At 62.6% G+C, this 15,661-nt stretch carries 15 protein-coding genes; 10 read left to right on the top strand and 5 right to left on the bottom strand.

From position 1 onward, the window contains the following. Positions 1–94: 94 nt before the first annotated feature. Positions 95–1,582: a winged helix-turn-helix domain-containing tetratricopeptide repeat protein gene (locus AC1D2G_RS09710; RefSeq protein WP_477413537.1), complete on the bottom strand. Its 1,488-nt coding sequence runs from the start codon at positions 1,580–1,582 to the stop codon at positions 95–97. Between the two features lie 143 nt (positions 1,583–1,725). On the opposite strand from AC1D2G_RS09710, the gene AC1D2G_RS09705 reads away from it, so the two are divergent. Next, positions 1,726–1,944, top strand: coding sequence for a hypothetical protein (locus AC1D2G_RS09705; RefSeq protein ID WP_477413535.1), 219 nt, complete (start codon positions 1,726–1,728; stop codon positions 1,942–1,944). A 78-nt stretch (positions 1,945–2,022) separates the two neighbouring features. On the opposite strand, the gene AC1D2G_RS09700 is transcribed toward AC1D2G_RS09705, so the two are convergent. Continuing rightward, complete coding sequence (locus AC1D2G_RS09700) at positions 2,023–3,435, bottom strand: FAD-binding oxidoreductase (RefSeq protein ID WP_477413533.1); 1,413 nt, start codon at positions 3,433–3,435, stop codon at positions 2,023–2,025. Positions 3,436–3,640: 205 nt separating this feature from the next. Here AC1D2G_RS09700 and AC1D2G_RS09695 point away from each other — a divergent pair, with 205 nt between their 5' ends. Both AC1D2G_RS09695 and AC1D2G_RS09690 read left to right on the top strand, forming a co-directional pair. Next, positions 3,641–4,126 carry a thioesterase family protein gene (locus tag AC1D2G_RS09695; RefSeq protein ID WP_095087065.1) on the top strand — a complete coding sequence of 162 codons (486 nt, stop codon included), beginning with the start codon at positions 3,641–3,643 and terminating at the stop codon, positions 4,124–4,126. Positions 4,127–4,270: 144 nt separating this feature from the next. Further along, positions 4,271–4,468 (top strand): hypothetical protein, encoded by a 198-nt coding sequence (locus tag AC1D2G_RS09690; RefSeq protein WP_095087062.1) that lies wholly within the window; start codon positions 4,271–4,273, stop codon positions 4,466–4,468. Positions 4,469–4,492: 24 nt separating this feature from the next. Here the strand turns inward: AC1D2G_RS09690 and AC1D2G_RS09685 are convergent, their stop codons facing one another. Continuing rightward, positions 4,493–4,972, bottom strand: coding sequence for an Lrp/AsnC family transcriptional regulator (locus AC1D2G_RS09685; protein WP_477413531.1), 480 nt, complete (start codon positions 4,970–4,972; stop codon positions 4,493–4,495). A gap of 89 nt (positions 4,973–5,061) precedes the next feature. Between AC1D2G_RS09685 and AC1D2G_RS09680 the strand changes: the two genes are divergently transcribed. The 3 genes from AC1D2G_RS09680 to AC1D2G_RS09670 all read left to right on the top strand — a co-directional run bounded on the left by AC1D2G_RS09680 (position 5,062) and on the right by AC1D2G_RS09670 (position 7,712). Next, positions 5,062–5,970, top strand: a complete 909-nt coding sequence (locus AC1D2G_RS09680; protein ID WP_457153961.1) for an EamA family transporter — start codon at positions 5,062–5,064, stop codon at positions 5,968–5,970. A 147-nt stretch (positions 5,971–6,117) separates the two neighbouring features. Continuing rightward, positions 6,118–7,266 carry a histidine kinase dimerization/phosphoacceptor domain -containing protein gene (locus AC1D2G_RS09675; RefSeq protein WP_095087053.1) on the top strand — a complete coding sequence of 383 codons (1,149 nt, stop codon included), beginning with the start codon at positions 6,118–6,120 and terminating at the stop codon, positions 7,264–7,266. After that, positions 7,263–7,712, top strand: coding sequence for a response regulator (locus AC1D2G_RS09670; RefSeq protein ID WP_477413528.1), 450 nt, complete (start codon positions 7,263–7,265; stop codon positions 7,710–7,712). Before AC1D2G_RS09675 ends, AC1D2G_RS09670 begins: the two co-directional genes overlap by 4 nt. A gap of 84 nt (positions 7,713–7,796) precedes the next feature. Here AC1D2G_RS09670 and AC1D2G_RS09665 read toward each other — a convergent pair whose 3' ends face one another. After that, positions 7,797–8,672, bottom strand: a complete 876-nt coding sequence (locus AC1D2G_RS09665) for a dienelactone hydrolase family protein (RefSeq protein ID WP_477413526.1) — start codon at positions 8,670–8,672, stop codon at positions 7,797–7,799. A gap of 257 nt (positions 8,673–8,929) precedes the next feature. Between AC1D2G_RS09665 and AC1D2G_RS09660 the strand changes: the two genes are divergently transcribed. Continuing rightward, positions 8,930–9,085 (top strand): hypothetical protein, encoded by a 156-nt coding sequence (locus tag AC1D2G_RS09660; protein WP_457151974.1) that lies wholly within the window; start codon positions 8,930–8,932, stop codon positions 9,083–9,085. 9 nt (positions 9,086–9,094) lie between these two features. Next, complete coding sequence (locus AC1D2G_RS09655) at positions 9,095–9,529, top strand: hypothetical protein (RefSeq protein WP_457151975.1); 435 nt, start codon at positions 9,095–9,097, stop codon at positions 9,527–9,529. A gap of 30 nt (positions 9,530–9,559) precedes the next feature. Here AC1D2G_RS09655 and AC1D2G_RS09650 read toward each other — a convergent pair whose 3' ends face one another. Next, the gene (locus AC1D2G_RS09650; protein ID WP_457151976.1) at positions 9,560–11,875 is read right to left on the bottom strand and encodes a glucose/quinate/shikimate family membrane-bound PQQ-dependent dehydrogenase; all 2,316 of its coding nucleotides are present in this window, start codon (positions 11,873–11,875) and stop codon (positions 9,560–9,562) included. A 188-nt stretch (positions 11,876–12,063) separates the two neighbouring features. Between AC1D2G_RS09650 and AC1D2G_RS09645 the strand changes: the two genes are divergently transcribed. Further along, on the top strand, positions 12,064–12,891 hold the full coding sequence (locus tag AC1D2G_RS09645) for a DUF2059 domain-containing protein (RefSeq protein WP_477413524.1): 828 nt from the start codon (positions 12,064–12,066) through the stop codon (positions 12,889–12,891). Positions 12,892–12,972: 81 nt separating this feature from the next. Then, positions 12,973–15,636 carry an ATP-dependent helicase gene (locus AC1D2G_RS09640; RefSeq protein ID WP_477302087.1) on the top strand — a complete coding sequence of 888 codons (2,664 nt, stop codon included), beginning with the start codon at positions 12,973–12,975 and terminating at the stop codon, positions 15,634–15,636. Positions 15,637–15,661: the final 25 nt, after the last annotated feature.

The raw sequence follows: 15,661 nt of genomic DNA, 5'->3' as shown, positions 1-15,661 counted from the left end.
CGAGTTGAAGGCAGGGCCGTCCGAGGCGGCCCGTTGTCTTAAGACGGGTCGATGGGTACTCACAGCTCACAGCGGGCTGCGGCTTGGGAGACGCTTATTCTTGCCTGTCGACACGCTCCAGGATGGCGCGGTAACGGCTGCACACAGCGGGATCCTCAAAGAAATCCAATTCTGCATCGACGATCTCGTCAAGGCCTAGTCCAGGGTAATGTGCCTTGACTTTTGCCAGGACGTCTTGCGCTTGCTCGATTTCGCCGAGTTCGCAATGGCAGACGACAAGACGGACGAGCGACCACCGCGGTACGCTCGCCATTTTCGCGTAGCAAACCGTTGCCTCGCGATATCGTCCAGCAGTGGTCAGTATGATGCCGCGAAAGTCTTCATACCATCCCACAGCGTATGGGTCGCGGCGCTGGGCTTGGTTTATTTCAACAAGCGCCTCATCCGGCCTGTCCGTGTAATTGAGGAAAAGGGCACGGATGCTGAGGATGAACGGGTCGTTCGGATTCAGCGCAACCGCACGGTCCAGACTGATTTCAGCCTGCCTGAATTGGCGCAAGTACAAGAGAGCAAAGCCGGTCGCGAGATGGCCGTACGCCCCGTCCGGGTCGAGTTGCAACGCGGTTTTTGCCATCTCCAGTGCGGAATGCAGATAATCTGCATTGTAGTAGACCCAGAAGAATTTGAGGGTCTCGACAACGCCGAGCATGGCGTGGGCAGCAGCAAACCGCGGATCGAGCTTTACCGCCTGGCGCAGAAACGGTTCCGCTTCGTGCGCGGCGTCATAGACGGCCGCCAATTGCAGCGCCCGCAGGTAAAACTCATAGGCCGACATGTTGTCCGTCGGCCGGGCCCTGGCGCGCGATGCAATCGCGGTTCTGGCCTGCCGGGCCAGGCGGGCTGCAATCATCTGGGTGATTTCGTCCTGGATGGCGAAAATGTCATCCAGTTCGCGGTCGTAGTGCTCGCCCCAGATGTGAGCTGTTGAAGATGCGTCGATCAGTTGCACGGTGACCCGCACCCGATTGCCGATCTTCCGCACGCTGCCTTCGACGACATACTGGACGCCAAGTCTCTTCGCCACCTCGGCCACGTCATTCGCCTTGCCACGGAACTGGAAGGAAGAGTTCCGCGCAATGACCAGGAACTCCCTGAACTTGCCAAGCTCGGTGATGATGTCTTCGGTTATCCCGTCGCTGAAATAGCCCTGTTCCCGGTCGCCGCTCATGTTGTCGAAGGGAAGAACGGCGATGGACGCTCTGGCCGGCGCTGTAGCCTCTGCCGTGGCCACAAAGGGCTTGGGACCAGCATATTTATAGCCGCGACCATGGACGGTTACGATCATCTCGGCGGGCAGCAGTTTTCGTAGCGCCGAAATGTGGACCTGCAGCGTGTTCTCCTCCACCACCACGCCGGGCCAGACAGCATCGAAGAGTTCGGTCTTGCCGATCACCTCGTCCGGCCTCTCCAGCAACGTGGCGAGGATGTCGAAGGACCGCGTCGACAGCTCCATCGGCCCCTTGGGACCCAGCAGCAGCCGTTCGGCGCGCTTCAGACGATAATTCCCAAACTCCAAGTCCATTTGCAAAAGAACCCGTCCCTCGAGGGCAACGATAACCCAAGACGGTCCTGAAGGCGAACTTCAGGGTAGTTCAGAACCTTTCAGGTCCGAGCCAAGGACCTGAGTGGGACACGGTGTCATTCTCACCGTCACTGGAGGACACCATGGCCGACATCTCCACCACCGCCCTGATTAACATCCGACGCCTTAAACTGCCTCGGCTAGGCTTTCCGAGGCTTGCAATCGGCGCAACTCTCAATGCCATATGCGGTGTGATGGGCGACGCATTCAAAATGGCCTACCTGGACCCATACACCGGTCTTCGTCGCCAACCGCCGATCGTCCCGGACGAAGATCTTGAAGGCCGAGATCCCAACTGGTGACCTGCAAGTCCTCGCCGAGTGGTTCAGCGCAAGCTTCGCGACTGGGTCGAACCAACTACGCGCTAACAAGTCCGCGCCCTAATTTCCAGGCAATATCTTGCCCGGGTTCATGATATCAAGCGGATCGAGCGCCTGCTTGATGGTGCGCATGATGTCGACGCCGTGCCCGAGTTCATGGCGCAGGAAGCCGATCTTGCCCTGGCCGATGCCGTGCTCGCCGGTGCAGGTGCCATCCATGGCGATCGCCCGCATGTTTAGCCGCGCGACGAACTTTTCCGACAGCGCGATTTCCTTGGGGTCGTCGACGTCCATCAGCACCAGCACGTGAAAATTGCCGTCGCCGGCATGGCCGACGATCGGCGCGATCAGCCCCATCTCGGCGATGTCGGCTTCGGTCTCGGTGACGCATTCGGCAAAGCGCGAGATCGGCACGCAGACATCGGTCGACAGTCCCTTGGCCCCCGGCCGCAGCGTCAGCGACGACCAGTAGGCGTCGTGCCTCGCCTTCCACAATTTCGTCCGCTCCTCGACGACACTGGTCCACAGAAACGGCCCGCCGCCATTCTCCTCGGCGATCATGCCGAAGGTCTCGGCCTGCTCGGCAACGCCGGCGTCGCTGCCGTGGAATTCGACGAAAAGGCACGGGCTCTCGGGATAATCGAGTTTCGAATAGTTCTTCATTGCCCGCATCTGCAGTGCGTTGACCAGTTCGATGCGCGCCACCGGAATGCCCATCTGGATCGTCGCGATGACCGCGTTGCAGGCCGCCTCGACACTCGGGAAGGGACAAACGCCGCCGGAGATCGCTTGCGGAATGCCTTGCAGCTTCAGTGTCAGCGATGTGATGATGCCAAGCGTGCCCTCCGAGCCGATCAGCAGTCGCGTTAAATCATAGCCGGCCGAACTCTTTTTTGCGCGCTTGCCGGTCGTCACCGTCTCGCCGTCGGCCATGACCGCGGTCAGCGACAGCACGTTCTCGCGCATCGTGCCGTAGCGTACCGCATTGGTGCCGGACGCCCGCGTTGCCGCCATGCCGCCGAGCGAAGCATTGGCGCCTGGATCGATCGGAAAGAACAGGCCGGTGTCGCGCAAATGCCGGTTCAAATCCTCGCGGGTAACGCCGGGTTCGACGGTACAGTCGAGATCCTGCGGATTGACCGCCAGGATGCGGTTCATCCGTGACGTATCGACCGAGATGCCGCCGCCCGGCGCATTGGTGTGGCCTTCCAGCGATGAGCCGACGCCGAACGCAATCACCGGTACCCGGTATGCGGCGCAGGCGCCCACGATCTCCTGCACCTCGGCCGTCGTCTCCGGGAAGGCGACGCCATCCGGCGCCTGCGTCGGAATATAGGTGGTGGTGTGAGCGTGCTGGGAGCGGATGGCCCGGCCGGTCTGGAAGCGCTCGCCGAGCCGCTGCTTGAGGATGCCGAGCACCGCCGCGATGCCTTCCTCGTTGCGTTCGACCGGATTGAGGTCGCTCAGAGCCATGAATTCCTCCGCGAATGGACCAGCGCGCACCCTTGTTGTGCATCTATGGATGATGCGCTCGGCAATCCCAGGAAAGGCGTGGAGCGGCTTTCCATCGGATTTGCGTCAAACAAGGAGATAGAGCAGTTCGGCGTTTCCGTGAAACGATGAACCGATCTAGTCTCACCGGCAACAGTCTGTCCAGCACCAGAACAAGGAAGTTTCGATGCCTATTCCCGCCCCCTTCGTCTCCCAACCGATGGACATCGAGAAGGACTGGATCGACTACAACGGCCATCTCAACATGGCCTATTACAACGTGCTGTTCGACCGCTGCTCGGACGACGCCTTCGAGGCGATGGGCATGGGGCCGAATTACGCCAGGGACCGCCGCCTCACCATTTACACGGCGGAAGTCCATGTCTGCTACGTGCAGGAGCTGCATCTCGAGCACAAGGTCACCGTCACCTTCCAGCTGATCGACCATGACGACAAGCGGCTTCGGGTCTACCAGGAAATCCGCCACGTCGACGGCTGGCTGGCCGCCACATCGGAATCGCTTTCACTGCATGTCGACATGTCCGGGCCGAAGGTGGCACCCTTTCCCGCCGATGTGCTTGCCAAGGTCGAAGCCATGCGCGCCGCCCATTCGGCGCTGCCGATGCCGGAGCGCGCCGGCCGTTCGATCGGGATTCGTCGCAAGACCGCTTGAAGCGACTCGACGCCCACGTTAACCTTACCGAGGTTTTAACGGGAACAAGCCAATTGAGCCATTGAACGACTCAGCGGAGCGGTCGAGAACGGTCCGCATGGGTTGCGATACGGGCGGCGGGCGAAGCCGGTTCGAGGGACGTGCATGAAAACCGACATCAAGGTCGAAGTGGACAGGCTGGTAGCCGATCCGCGCATCACGGACTATGATTTCTGGCGCTCGCTCAAGAACGTCAACAACGAGATTTTCCACATCGCCAACAACAACGAGCCGATCCCGTTCGACATGATCCGCTGGCGCGCCATCCTGAAGCAGGCGCGCATGAAGCGCGGCCACGCATAAATCTTCAAACCGACATCCTCGCCCTCAAGACTGGCGTTTCACCGCTCCCAGCGGCGAGCGCGCCACCACCGGCGACGACTGGATGATCGCCGTGTTGGTCATCGCGTAGGGAATGATGCGGTCGATCACCCGTTCGAGCTCGGCCACGGAGCCGACATGCGCCAGCGCGATGAAACAGTCCTCACCGGTCACCCGGTCGCATTGCGCGATCTCCGGCAGCTCGCGGATGATCTCGGCCACCACAGCCAGTTGCCCCGGCACGGGACGGATGCGCAGCCATGCCGATAGCGGCAGGCCAAGTGCGGCAGGGTTGATCCTGACCGAATAGGCCTCGATGACGCCGCTCTCCTGCAGTCGCTTGATGCGCTCGGCGACACTCGGCGCCGACAGGCCGACCGAGCGTGCAAGCTCCGCCGTGCTGACGCGAGCGTCCTTTTCGAGCAGCAGCAGGATCTTCATATCCGCCGCATCGAGGTCGGTGCTTTCAGTTCGAAGGCGTTTCAAGGAAATCTCCTTGCTTCCAGGCGAAAGCTAGTCAGAAGGGGCAATCATCACCCATATAAATTGACAAAACTGCCTGCGATACTGATCCGATGGATGATCAAACGCAAGCTCTCGCGGCAAGCGCTGCCCGTGCTGGCCCCACCCTCGGCGGGCTGGCGACGAGACTGCCGCCGCATGTCTGGTTCGGCGTCAGCGCCGTCTTCCATTATCTCGGGCCGGCATTCGCCGTGCTGCTGTTCCCGCATGTCGGCGTGCTCGGCATGGCGTGGCTGCGGATAGCCACCGCAGCCCTGGTCTTCGCGCCACTGACCCGTCCATGGCGAACCTTCGCCCGCGCCGATCGCTCGACGCGGCTGCTGTTGCTGGCCTTCGGCGCCTGCCTGGCGGTGATGAACTGTTCGTTCTACCTCGCGCTCGACCGCCTGCCGATCTCGCTGGTGGCGGCAATCGAATTCGTCGGCACCATCGGCATCGCGCTGATCGGCCTCAGAAGCCCGCGCAATCTCGCAGCGCTTGCCATTGCCGTCACCGGCACATTGCTGCTCATCGACGTCAAATGGTCGAGCGATCCGCTTGGCCTGTTTTGGGCCTTCCTCAACGGCGCGCTGTTCGTCGGCTACATCGTGCTCGGCCACCGCGTCGCCCGCGCGGGCGCAGGCGACGGCATCGCGGGCCTCGGCGCGGCGATGGCCATTGCCTTCATCGTCGTGCTGCCGATCGGCCTCACCGACGCGTTGCCCGCTCTTTTCTCACCATTGCTGTTGCTCGCCGCCATCGGCGTCGGCATCTGCTCGTCGGTCATTCCCTACATCTGCGACCAGCTCGCCATGTCGCGGCTGCCGCGCGCCAGCTTTGCGCTGATGCTGTCGCTGCTGCCGGTTACCGCGACGCTGATCGGCGTCATCGTCTTGCGCCAGATTCCGAGCCTCATTGACTGCTTCGGCATCATTTTGGTCGTCGCTGGCGTTGCCTTGCATAAACCCGCAGGCGTCAGATAAGCTGAATAAAACAGTTTATTATCAAAGACTTAAATCAACAACTCTTGAGTTCCGCGATTCGCCAGACCGCGATAAAACGGCTCAAGATTGAACTATTTCCACTCCTGAGCCGTTGGTCCCCACGAAACGGCTTGGAGTTAGAAAGAAATGGACTGGAAACGGACCAGGGAACCGGCTGACGCCTGGCGCATGACAGACGATCTGCATGCAGAACACGGCAAGGGCGATCCGTTCGCCGCCGCCATTCGCGCCACACGCATGTCGATGATCATCACCGATCCCCGGCAACAGGACAATCCGATCGTCTTTGCAAATGACGCGTTCCTGCGCCTGACCGGCTATGAGCGCGACGAGGTCATGGGTAAGAACTGCCGTTTCCTGCAAGGACCCAAGACCGACAAGGCCGCCGTCGACAAGGTGCGCGCCGCGATCGAAGATCGAGCCGACATCGCCGTCGATCTTCTGAACTACCGCAAGGACGGTTCCAGCTTCTGGAATGCGCTCTACATCAGTCCGGTTTCCAACGACAAAGGCGAATTGCAGTTCTTTTTCGCCTCGCAACTGGACGTCTCGGACCGCAAGAGCTCGGAGCATCGCGTAAAAGCGGACAAGGACCGCTTCGAGAAGGCAGTACAGGAACGCACCAGCGAGCTTGAAGCCGCACTCGAGGCGCAGACAACCCTTCTCCACGAGGTCGACCATCGGGTGAAGAACAACCTGCAGATGATCTCCTCACTGATCATCATGCAGAGCCGGACCATGAAGGACGAATCGACCAAGCAGTCGCTGTCTACCATGCTGGCGCGCATCGAGGCGCTGAGCACCGTCCACCGCCGGCTCTACCAGTCGAAGGACGTTAGCCGGTTCGACGTCTCGGATTTCGCCAGGGATCTCGTATCCGACCTGCTGACGGCTTCGGGACGTTCGGAGATCAAGTCGACCCTCGACCTCGAACCCATCGTCATTTCGGCTGAAAAGGCAACGCCCGTCGCCCTGATGGTCAATGAGCTTGTCACCAACGCGCTAAAACATGCTTTCAAGGAAAAGCCGGACGGCACGAGGGCGGGACGCATCGGCATCAAGATGAGCCAGCCTGACGGCCACTTCAACATCGAGGTGTCCGATGATGGGGTCGGCATGGCTGATGCCAGCGGCGACGCGTCTTTCGGCATGCGGCTGATCAAGTCGCTGGCCCGTCAGCTGCGCGCCGACATCGAATGGCGCGACGCCGGCCCCGGCACCAAAGTTATCATCTCGATGCCGAACGAACCGCAGCAAAAAGGGAATGTGTCATGATTGAACCGCTCAAGATCCTGATCGTCGAAGACGAAGCGCTGCTGGCAATGGAACTGGAAGGCCTTGTCGAGGACGCCGGCCACAGCGTTGTTGGCTGGGCGACCTCCCTGACCGAAGCAAGGACCATGGTGGATACAACGGCCGCCGACATCGCCTTTGTCGACATTCATCTGACCGACGGGCCGACCGGCGTCGAAGTGGCCGAATATATCGGCCAGAAGAAGAACGCCATGGTGGTGTTCATGACCGCCAACCCGAAACGTATTCCCGATCATTTCGCAGGCGCGATCGGCGTGATTGCCAAACCTTACACGATGAACGGGCTGACCTCCGCGTTACGCTATCTGCAGGAAGGCGTGCGCCGTCCGCCGCCCGTTTCGGTGCTGCCGTCCGGCTTCACGCTGTCGCCGGCCTTCGAAACCGTCTGGGCGTCCTCAGGTGCCTGACTCCAAAAGCTGGAGCACGGGAAAGCGCGTAGCGCTTTCCCTAAGGCAAATCCGAGCGGCGCGGCGTTACCGCGATGAAAAGCTCTACGCCAGCTTCTCCTTGAGGAAAGCGATCGTGCGCCCCCAGGCGAGGTCGGCCGCCTTCTTGTCGTAGCGCGCCGCCGAGGTGTCATTGTTGAAGGCGTGGTTGGCGCCTTCATAGACATACACCGTGTATTCGACATGCGCGGCGTCGAGCTCCTTCTTGAAGGCGTCGATGCCGGCATTGGTGCGCTCGTCCAGCCCGGCATAGTGCAGCAGCAGTGCAGCCTTGATCTTCGACACATCGGCGGCCTTCGGCTGCATCCCGTAATAGGCGACGGAGGCGCTGAGATCGGGCGCGTTGACCGCCAACATGTTTGCCGTGCCCCCGCCCCAGCAGAAGCCAACGGCGCCGACCTTGCCGTTGCCGTCCTTTTCGGCCTTGAGGAAAGCGACCGTTGCCACCCCGTTGGCGACGGTCTGCGCGGAATCCAGTTTGGCGAACATGTCGCGCGCCTTGTCCTCGTCGTCAGGCGTGCCGCCGAGCGGCGACAGGAAATCCGGCGCCAGCGCCACAAACCCTTCCAGCGCGACGCGCCGCGCCACATCGCGTATATGCGGGTTGAGCCCCCTGTTCTCGTGGATGACGATGACGGTGCCGAGCTTGCCGGACTGGCTCGCCGGCTTGACCAGATAGCCCTTCATCTCGCCGCCGCTGCCGGCATATGTGATGTCCTCGCCCTTCACGCGTGGATCGTTGTCGGCGACGATTGCCGCTTGCGCCGAATTTGCCGCCAGCAGCGGTGCGATTGCGGCGGCGGCAGCACCCGATCCGGCAAGCCGGGTCAGTTGCTCCATGAAGCGGCGGCGGTCGAGCGTCAGATGGGTGTATTCATCATAGGCGTCGATCATAGCCTGGGTGATGGCTGGTTTCGTCATGGGCGCGCTCCTTCGATCCGCTTTGGCATCGTTCGCAAGATAGGGGCGAGGCTCCTGTCGTCCAGTCACGGCTCGGTGACACCTCGTCCTCCCTTGCGAATGCCCTGGAGACTTCCAGCATCATCACGTTTTGGTCATCGGCCACAAATCCTGATGGCGCTGCCACAATAGTGGGGGACACTGACAGACGTCGGCCGCGCCTTGGCGCGGTCACGGTTCCTGATCTGAAAGGCCCGATCTGGAAAGGAAAGACGCCGATGACCATGCCCTCGCCAATCCTGGCAGCCGCCTTCCTGGTTGCCGCGACCGCCATTCCAGCGTTGCGCGCGACGATCGTTGCCGCAAGTCGAAGGTCCATGATCAAGGTCCGCAGCCATCAGCGCCATCCGGCAAACACGAAAACCCAGGGTTGAGGTGAAGTCATGGACGTACAGGACATCGTGAACACTGTTTCGCAGAAGGCGGGTCTCGACCAGGCGACGACGGAAAAGGTCGTTGGCACCATTTTCTCGGTGCTCGAGCACGAAGCGGAAGGCACCAGCGCCTCCTCATTCTTCGCCAAGATCCCCGGCGCCGATGCGTTGGCCCAGAAGTATGACGTCATGGCCACCGCCCCAGCCGGCGGTGGCGGCTTTCTGTCCTCGCTGCAGGGCGCGCTTGGCGGCGTTCTCGGCGAGAAAGCCGGCGCATTGGTCAACGGTATTGCGGCGCTGAAGGCATCCGGCCTCGACATGGCGCAGATCCAGAAGGCGGGCGCGACGCTGATCCAGCAAGCCGAAGCCGCCGCCGGCCCGGACCTGACGAACGAGGTGCTGGGCTCGGTGCCCAGCCTGAAGAGCCATCTCGGGATCAGCTGAGGCGTCGATCCGTCAAGACAGTAGTCTCCCCTACTTCGGCAGCGCGTAGGCCATAACAAAGTCGCCCGGCTTTGTGCCGACCGAGCCGTGGCCGCCGGCAACGATGACCACGAATTGGCGTCCGTCGGCGACGGTGTAGGTCATCGGCGTCGATTGCCCGCCGGCCGGCAGCCGCGCCTGCCAGAGCTGCTTGCCCGATGTCAGGTCATAGGCGCGCAGATAATCGTCGACCGCGGCACCCAGGAAGGCGACGCCGCCGGCGGTGATCATCGGTCCGCCAATGCCCGGCACACCGACCTTCAGTGGCAATGGCAGCGGCGTCATGTCGTAGACGGTGCCGTTGCGATGCTTGTAGGCGATGGTGCCGGTCCGTAAATCCACACCCGCGACATAGCCCCAGGGCGGCGCCTGGCAGGGAATGCCGAGCGGCGACAGGAACGGTCCCATCACCACCGCATAGGGCGCGCCCTCGTTGCGGTTCAGCCCCTGCTCGCTGCCGCGCCCTTCATCCGGCGGCGGCACCTGATCGCGCGGAATGAGCTGCGACTTGAAAGCCAGATAGGTCGGCATGCCGAATAGTACCTGCCGCACCGGATCGACCGCGACGCCGCCCCAGTTGAAGGTGCCGAAATTGCCGGGATAGATTAGCGACCCCTGCACCGACGGCGGCGTGTAACGGCCTTCGTAGCGCAGGCCCTGGAACTCGATCCGGCACGCCAGTTGGTCGAACATGGTGATGCCCCACATGTCGGCGTCGGTCAGCGGCTTCGGATTGAAGGAGAGGTCCGACGCTGGCTGCGTTGGCGCGCTGTGGTCACCCTCGACGGCGCCGCCGGGCGCCGGCACTTCCTTGACCGCAACCACCGGCTCGCCGGTGCGGCGGTCAAGCACATAGAGGTCGCCCTGCTTGGTCGGCCCGACCAGCGCCGGCACCACCGTGCCGTCGGCCTTGGTGATGTCGATCAGGCTCGGCTGCGCCGGAACGTCCATGTCCCAGAGGTCGTGGTGCACGGTCTGCCGCACCCAGCGCAACTGCCCGGTGTTGAGGTCGAGCGCGGTGATCGAGGACGAGAACTTCTCGACATTGTCGCTGCGCCCGGCACCGAGCTGGTCCGGGGTCTGGTTGCCGAGCGGCACGTAGAGCAGGCCGAGCTTCTCGTCGGCGCTCGGCGTCGACCACATGTTGGGCGAGTTGGCGGTATAGGTCTGGCCCGCCGCCAGCGGCGTCGTCTGGTCCGGATTGCCGGAATCCCAGTTCCACACCAGGGCGCCGGTGTTGACATCGTAGGCGCGAATGACGCCGGACGGCTCCTGCGTCGAATAATTGTCGTTGACGGCCCCGCCGACGATGATCTTGCCGCCCGATACCAACGGCGCCGAGGTCGAATAGTAATAGCCCGACTTCGGATAGGGCATGTTGGTCAGCAGGTTCAGCGTGCCGCCCTCGGCGAAGGCCGGACAGACCTGCCCGTTGGCGGCGTCGAGCGCGATCAGCCGCGCATCCGAGGTCGGCAGGTAGACGCGGGTTGCACAGGGCTGGCCGGCGGCGATGGCGGCATCGGCATAATAGGACACGCCACGGCAGGTCTGGTGCTGGCGGTCCTTGTCGAGCTTGATCTTGGGATCGTAGCGCCATTTCTCCTTACCGGTCACCGCATCGACCGCGATGGCGAAATTGTGCGGCGTGCAGATGTAGAGCGTGTCGCCAATCTTCAGCGGTGTCACCTGATACGTTGTCTCGCTGATATCGTCCGGCCCCTTCACGTCGCCGGTGCGATAGGTCCAGGCAGGCTGCAGCTTGGCGACATTGTCCGGCGTGATCTGGTCGAGCGGCGAATAGCGTTGGCCAAACTGTGTGCGTCCGTAATAGTGCCACTCACCGGCCGGCACATCGTTGCCGAGATTGGCATTGGGGATCACCTTGTCGGTGTCGAGCTCGCCGGCAATGTCCTTCGGATCCGCTGTCATTGAATAACCGGCGACCGCCAGCGACGCCAGCACGGCAAGGATCAGCGGCGCGCGTGCGTCAGGGCCGGTAATCCCCCGCCGCGCCCACGGCGTCAGCAGCCACAGTGCAACCAGCACGATGATGCCGCCGCGCGGGCCGAGTTCCCACCAGTCGAAGCCGGTTTCCCAGACCGCCCAGGCCAGCGTGCCGATCACGATCGCCGCGTAGAGCCACAGCGCGGTGGACCGGCGCCGGTAGAGCAGCCAGGCGGCGATCAGGAAGGCGAGGCCGACGATAATATAGTACCAGCTGCCGCCCAGCGAAGCCAAGCGGATGCCGCCGCCGCCAAGCACCAGACCGATCAGGAAAAGGATGAGGGAGGTGATGGTGACAGCCAAGATGATACTCCTTCGACTGTTGCGTTTTGCGACGCCCAAGGACAGCCCGATGCACCCGTTCCTGCCCTCCGCACAGCTTTCTCCCGCCCGCCCCGCCTGTCAAGCGACGCACACGCCAAGGTGGCAATCCATCTTGCCTGCGGCCGGGTTTTCCAGCAGTCTCCATCATCTCTCCGAGGAGCAAGCACATGACGTCGTTCGTTCCGCCGCTGACGCGCCTGATGCTTGCACTCTGTTGCCTCGTCTCTCTCACCGTGGCTGCGCCTGCGCAGACGCTGCATGAGATCAACAAGGCGAACGGCTTTCACGAGATGCTGATGGCTATCGGCCCGGGTTTCATCGCAGCCGTGAAATCGGCGCCGGAAACGCCGCCGCAAAAAGTCCAGGACGCCCTGGCGGCGGCCATGGAAGGCGCTTTTGACGCCAACAAGATGGAGGCAGCCATCGAAGCGCGAATGGCGGACAAACTGCCCGCCAGTGAATTGTCCGACCTGGCCTCGTTCTATGCGTCGCCCCTCGGTAAACAAGTCACGGCACTGGAAATCCAGGCGTTAACTCCGGAAGAAAGGCAACGCAAGACGATCGAAGGTCCCAAGATCCTGGGCGAACTTCCATCCAGGGATCCGGCTCGGCTCGCACTGTACAAGAAGCTCGTGGACGATCTCAGCGCTGTCGATACCGGAGAAGCCGTGGCCTTGAACATGGGCTATGCAATGCTTTCCGAGATGCTGGGAGCGGCCGGAAAGCCCCTGCCCGACGACCAGATCATGGCCCTGCTGCGTCAGCGATCCGAAGGCCTTCGCCATGACATCGAAACGGACGTCATGGCATCGGTGGCCTACATCTACCGGGATCTGCCGCTTGACGATCTCAAGCTCTACCAGACTTTCCTGACATCGCCCGCCGGCAGCCACTATTACGACCAGATGCAGGTCGCTCTCGGCGCCGTGATGACGGACGAGGCGCGCTCCTTCGGACATCGATTTTTCGTCGCCCTCGGTTACCGCAAGGCCTGAACGGCCCGTATCAGGCACTTTGGCGGAACAAAACGTAGACACTTCTGGCCTTTCGCCGCCGAATCACTACATTCGGGGGAGATGTCCGGCTTTTCCGAAGACATGCCCTTTTTCGATGAACCCAATGCGCGGCCCGCGGCCCCGTCGGGCATTGCCGCGCGCGCCATGGCTGCCCGCAGCGGCCACAACAACGCACCTGACTATCTGAAGGGGCTGAACCCCGAGCAGCGGCTGGCGGTGGAAACCACTGAGGGCCCGGTTCTGGTGCTGGCCGGCGCCGGCACCGGCAAGACGCGTGTGCTCACCACCCGCATCGCTCACATCCTCGCCACCGGTAAGGCGTTCCCCTCGCAGATCCTCGCCGTCACCTTCACCAACAAGGCCGCGCGCGAGATGAAACAGCGCATCGGCATCCTGATCGGCGAAGGCAATGTCGAAGGCATGCCGTGGCTCGGCACCTTCCACTCGATCGGAGTTAAGCTGCTTCGCAGACACGCCGAGCTTGCCGGTTTGCGCTCCGACTTCACCATCCTCGACACCGACGATGTCGTGCGGCTGATCAAGCAGTTGATCCAGGCCGAGGGGCTGGACGACAAGCGCTGGCCGGCCAAGCAGTTCGCCCAGATGATCGACGGATGGAAGAACAAGGGACAAGGCCCGGGCGACATCGCCGAGGGCGACGCACGCGCGTTCGCCAACGGCAAGGGCCGCGAGCTCTACAAGGCCTATCAGGCGCGGCTGCAGACGCTGAACGCCTGCGACTTCGGCGACCTTTTGTGTCATCCGATCCGCATCTTCCGCGCCAATCCAGATGTGCTGAAGGAATATCACAAGCGCTTCAAATACATCCTCGTCGACGAATATCAGGACACCAACACCGCCCAGTACATGTGGCTGCGCCTGCTGGCGCAGCGGCCGCCACCGTCGCGCCAATCTTCGTCGACCGCCGGCCTGCAGTCGGCCGAAGGCCGCAAGGACGACCGTCCGTCCGAGCCGTTGCGAGGCCCCCGCGGAGGGCCCGCGCCGGCAGGCGCGGAACAGCCCGTGAGCGACAACAAAGTCAACATCTGCTGTGTCGGCGACGACGATCAATCCATCTATGGCTGGCGGGGCGCCGAGATCGACAACATCCTGCGCTTCGACAAGGATTTTCCCGGCGCCACCATCATCCGGCTGGAACGCAACTACCGCTCCACCGCGCATATCCTGGGGGCTGCCTCCCACCTGATCGCCCACAATGAGGGCCGCTTCGGCAAGACGCTGTTCACCGACCGCGACGAGCCAGAGGACGACAAGGTGCATGTCCACGCCGCCTGGGATTCCGAGGAGGAAGCCCGCGCGGTCGGCGAGACCATCGAGGCCTACCAGCGCCAGAAGCACAATCTCAACGACATGGCCATTCTGGTCCGCGCCTCGTTCCAGATGCGCGAGTTCGAGGACCGCTTCGTCACGCTCGGCCTCAACTACCGCGTCATCGGCGGTCCGCGCTTCTACGAGCGCATGGAGATACGCGATGCGCTGGCCTTCTTCCGCGTCGTCGCGCAAGGCGCCGACGACCTCGCCTTCGAGCGCATCGTCAACGTGCCGAAGCGCGGGCTGGGCGAAACCACCATCCGCCAGATACACGACACGGCGCGCGCGCTGCGCGTGCCGATGCTGGAAGCCGCCGCCAAGCTCGCCGAAAGCGACGAGTTGAAGCCGAAGCCGCGCGCCGCCTTGCGCGAGGTCGCGGCCAATTTCGAGCGCTGGCAGAAGGCGCTGGAGACCACGCCGCACACCGAACTCGCCGAGACCATTCTGGAAGAGAGCGGTTACACCGACATGTGGAAAAACGACCGCTCGGTCGAAGCGCCCGGCCGGTTGGAGAATTTGAAGGAGCTGATCCGCTCCATGGAGGAATACGAGTCGCTGCGCTCCTTCCTCGAGCATGTGGCGCTGGTCATGGACGCCGAGCAGAATGCCGAGCTCGACGCCGTCAATATCATGACGCTGCATTCGGCCAAGGGTCTCGAATTCGAGACCGTCTTCCTGCCCGGCTGGGAGGAAGGCCTGTTCCCGCACCAGCGCGCACTCGATGAAGGCGGCCGCTCCGGGCTGGAGGAAGAACGGCGTCTGGCCTATGTCGGCCTGACCCGCGCCAAGAAGAACCTGCATTTGTGGTTCGTCTCCAACCGTCGCATCCACGGCCTGTGGCAGTCGACCATCCCGTCGCGCTTTCTCGAAGAACTGCCGGAAGCCCATGTCGATGTCGCCGAAAGCGGCAACAGCTATGGCGGCTATGGCAATTCCTATGGCGGGGGCTCATTCGCCTCCGGTCGCGGTGGCCGGCAAAATCCCTATGGCGCCTCGCGCTTCGACAATGTCGGCGCCAACACCGAAAAATCCGGCGCCTTCTCCAACACCTATGCGACGCCGGGCTGGCAGCGCGCGCAACAAAACCGCACCGAAGCGACCGACCGCAACTGGGGCTCGCGCTCCGGCCATCAGGTCGAGCGCATCGGCTACGGCGAGACCGACTCCGGCTACGGCGCCGGCCGCACCAGTGTCAAAGGCCGCACCATCGACGGCGAGCTGGTCGCCAAATCCGTCTCGGATACGCCATCCGCCTTCAGCGTCGGAGATCGCGTCTTCCACCAGAAATTCGGCAACGGCAACATTTCCGCCATCGAAGGCAACAAGCTGACGATCGACTTCGACAAGGCCGGCCAGAAGCGCGTGCTGGACGGGTTCGTCGCGGCGGTGTGAACGGCCGCTTGCCCCGTTGTCCTAC

The organism is Mesorhizobium sp. P2_C7 (genome assembly GCF_056404515.1).
This window is presented reverse-complemented; position numbering and strand designations above follow the sequence as displayed.

Excerpts from the sequence above, each read along its gene's own strand:
- AC1D2G_RS09710 (WP_477413537.1), bottom strand. The coding sequence starts at position 1,582 with ATGGACTTGGAGTTTGGGAATTATCGTCTGAAGCGCGCCGAACGGCTG.
- AC1D2G_RS09705 (WP_477413535.1), top strand. The coding sequence starts at position 1,726 with ATGGCCGACATCTCCACCACCGCCCTGATTAACATCCGACGCCTTAAA.
- AC1D2G_RS09700 (WP_477413533.1), bottom strand. The coding sequence starts at position 3,435 with ATGGCTCTGAGCGACCTCAATCCGGTCGAACGCAACGAGGAAGGCATC.
- AC1D2G_RS09695 (WP_095087065.1), top strand. The coding sequence starts at position 3,641 with ATGCCTATTCCCGCCCCCTTCGTCTCCCAACCGATGGACATCGAGAAG.
- AC1D2G_RS09690 (WP_095087062.1), top strand. The coding sequence starts at position 4,271 with ATGAAAACCGACATCAAGGTCGAAGTGGACAGGCTGGTAGCCGATCCG.
- AC1D2G_RS09680 (WP_457153961.1), top strand. The coding sequence starts at position 5,062 with ATGGATGATCAAACGCAAGCTCTCGCGGCAAGCGCTGCCCGTGCTGGC.
- AC1D2G_RS09675 (WP_095087053.1), top strand. The coding sequence starts at position 6,118 with ATGGACTGGAAACGGACCAGGGAACCGGCTGACGCCTGGCGCATGACA.
- AC1D2G_RS09670 (WP_477413528.1), top strand. The coding sequence starts at position 7,263 with ATGATTGAACCGCTCAAGATCCTGATCGTCGAAGACGAAGCGCTGCTG.
- AC1D2G_RS09665 (WP_477413526.1), bottom strand. The coding sequence starts at position 8,672 with ATGACGAAACCAGCCATCACCCAGGCTATGATCGACGCCTATGATGAA.
- AC1D2G_RS09660 (WP_457151974.1), top strand. The coding sequence starts at position 8,930 with ATGACCATGCCCTCGCCAATCCTGGCAGCCGCCTTCCTGGTTGCCGCG.
- AC1D2G_RS09655 (WP_457151975.1), top strand. The coding sequence starts at position 9,095 with ATGGACGTACAGGACATCGTGAACACTGTTTCGCAGAAGGCGGGTCTC.
- AC1D2G_RS09645 (WP_477413524.1), top strand. The coding sequence starts at position 12,064 with ATGACGTCGTTCGTTCCGCCGCTGACGCGCCTGATGCTTGCACTCTGT.
- AC1D2G_RS09640 (WP_477302087.1), top strand. The coding sequence starts at position 12,973 with ATGTCCGGCTTTTCCGAAGACATGCCCTTTTTCGATGAACCCAATGCG.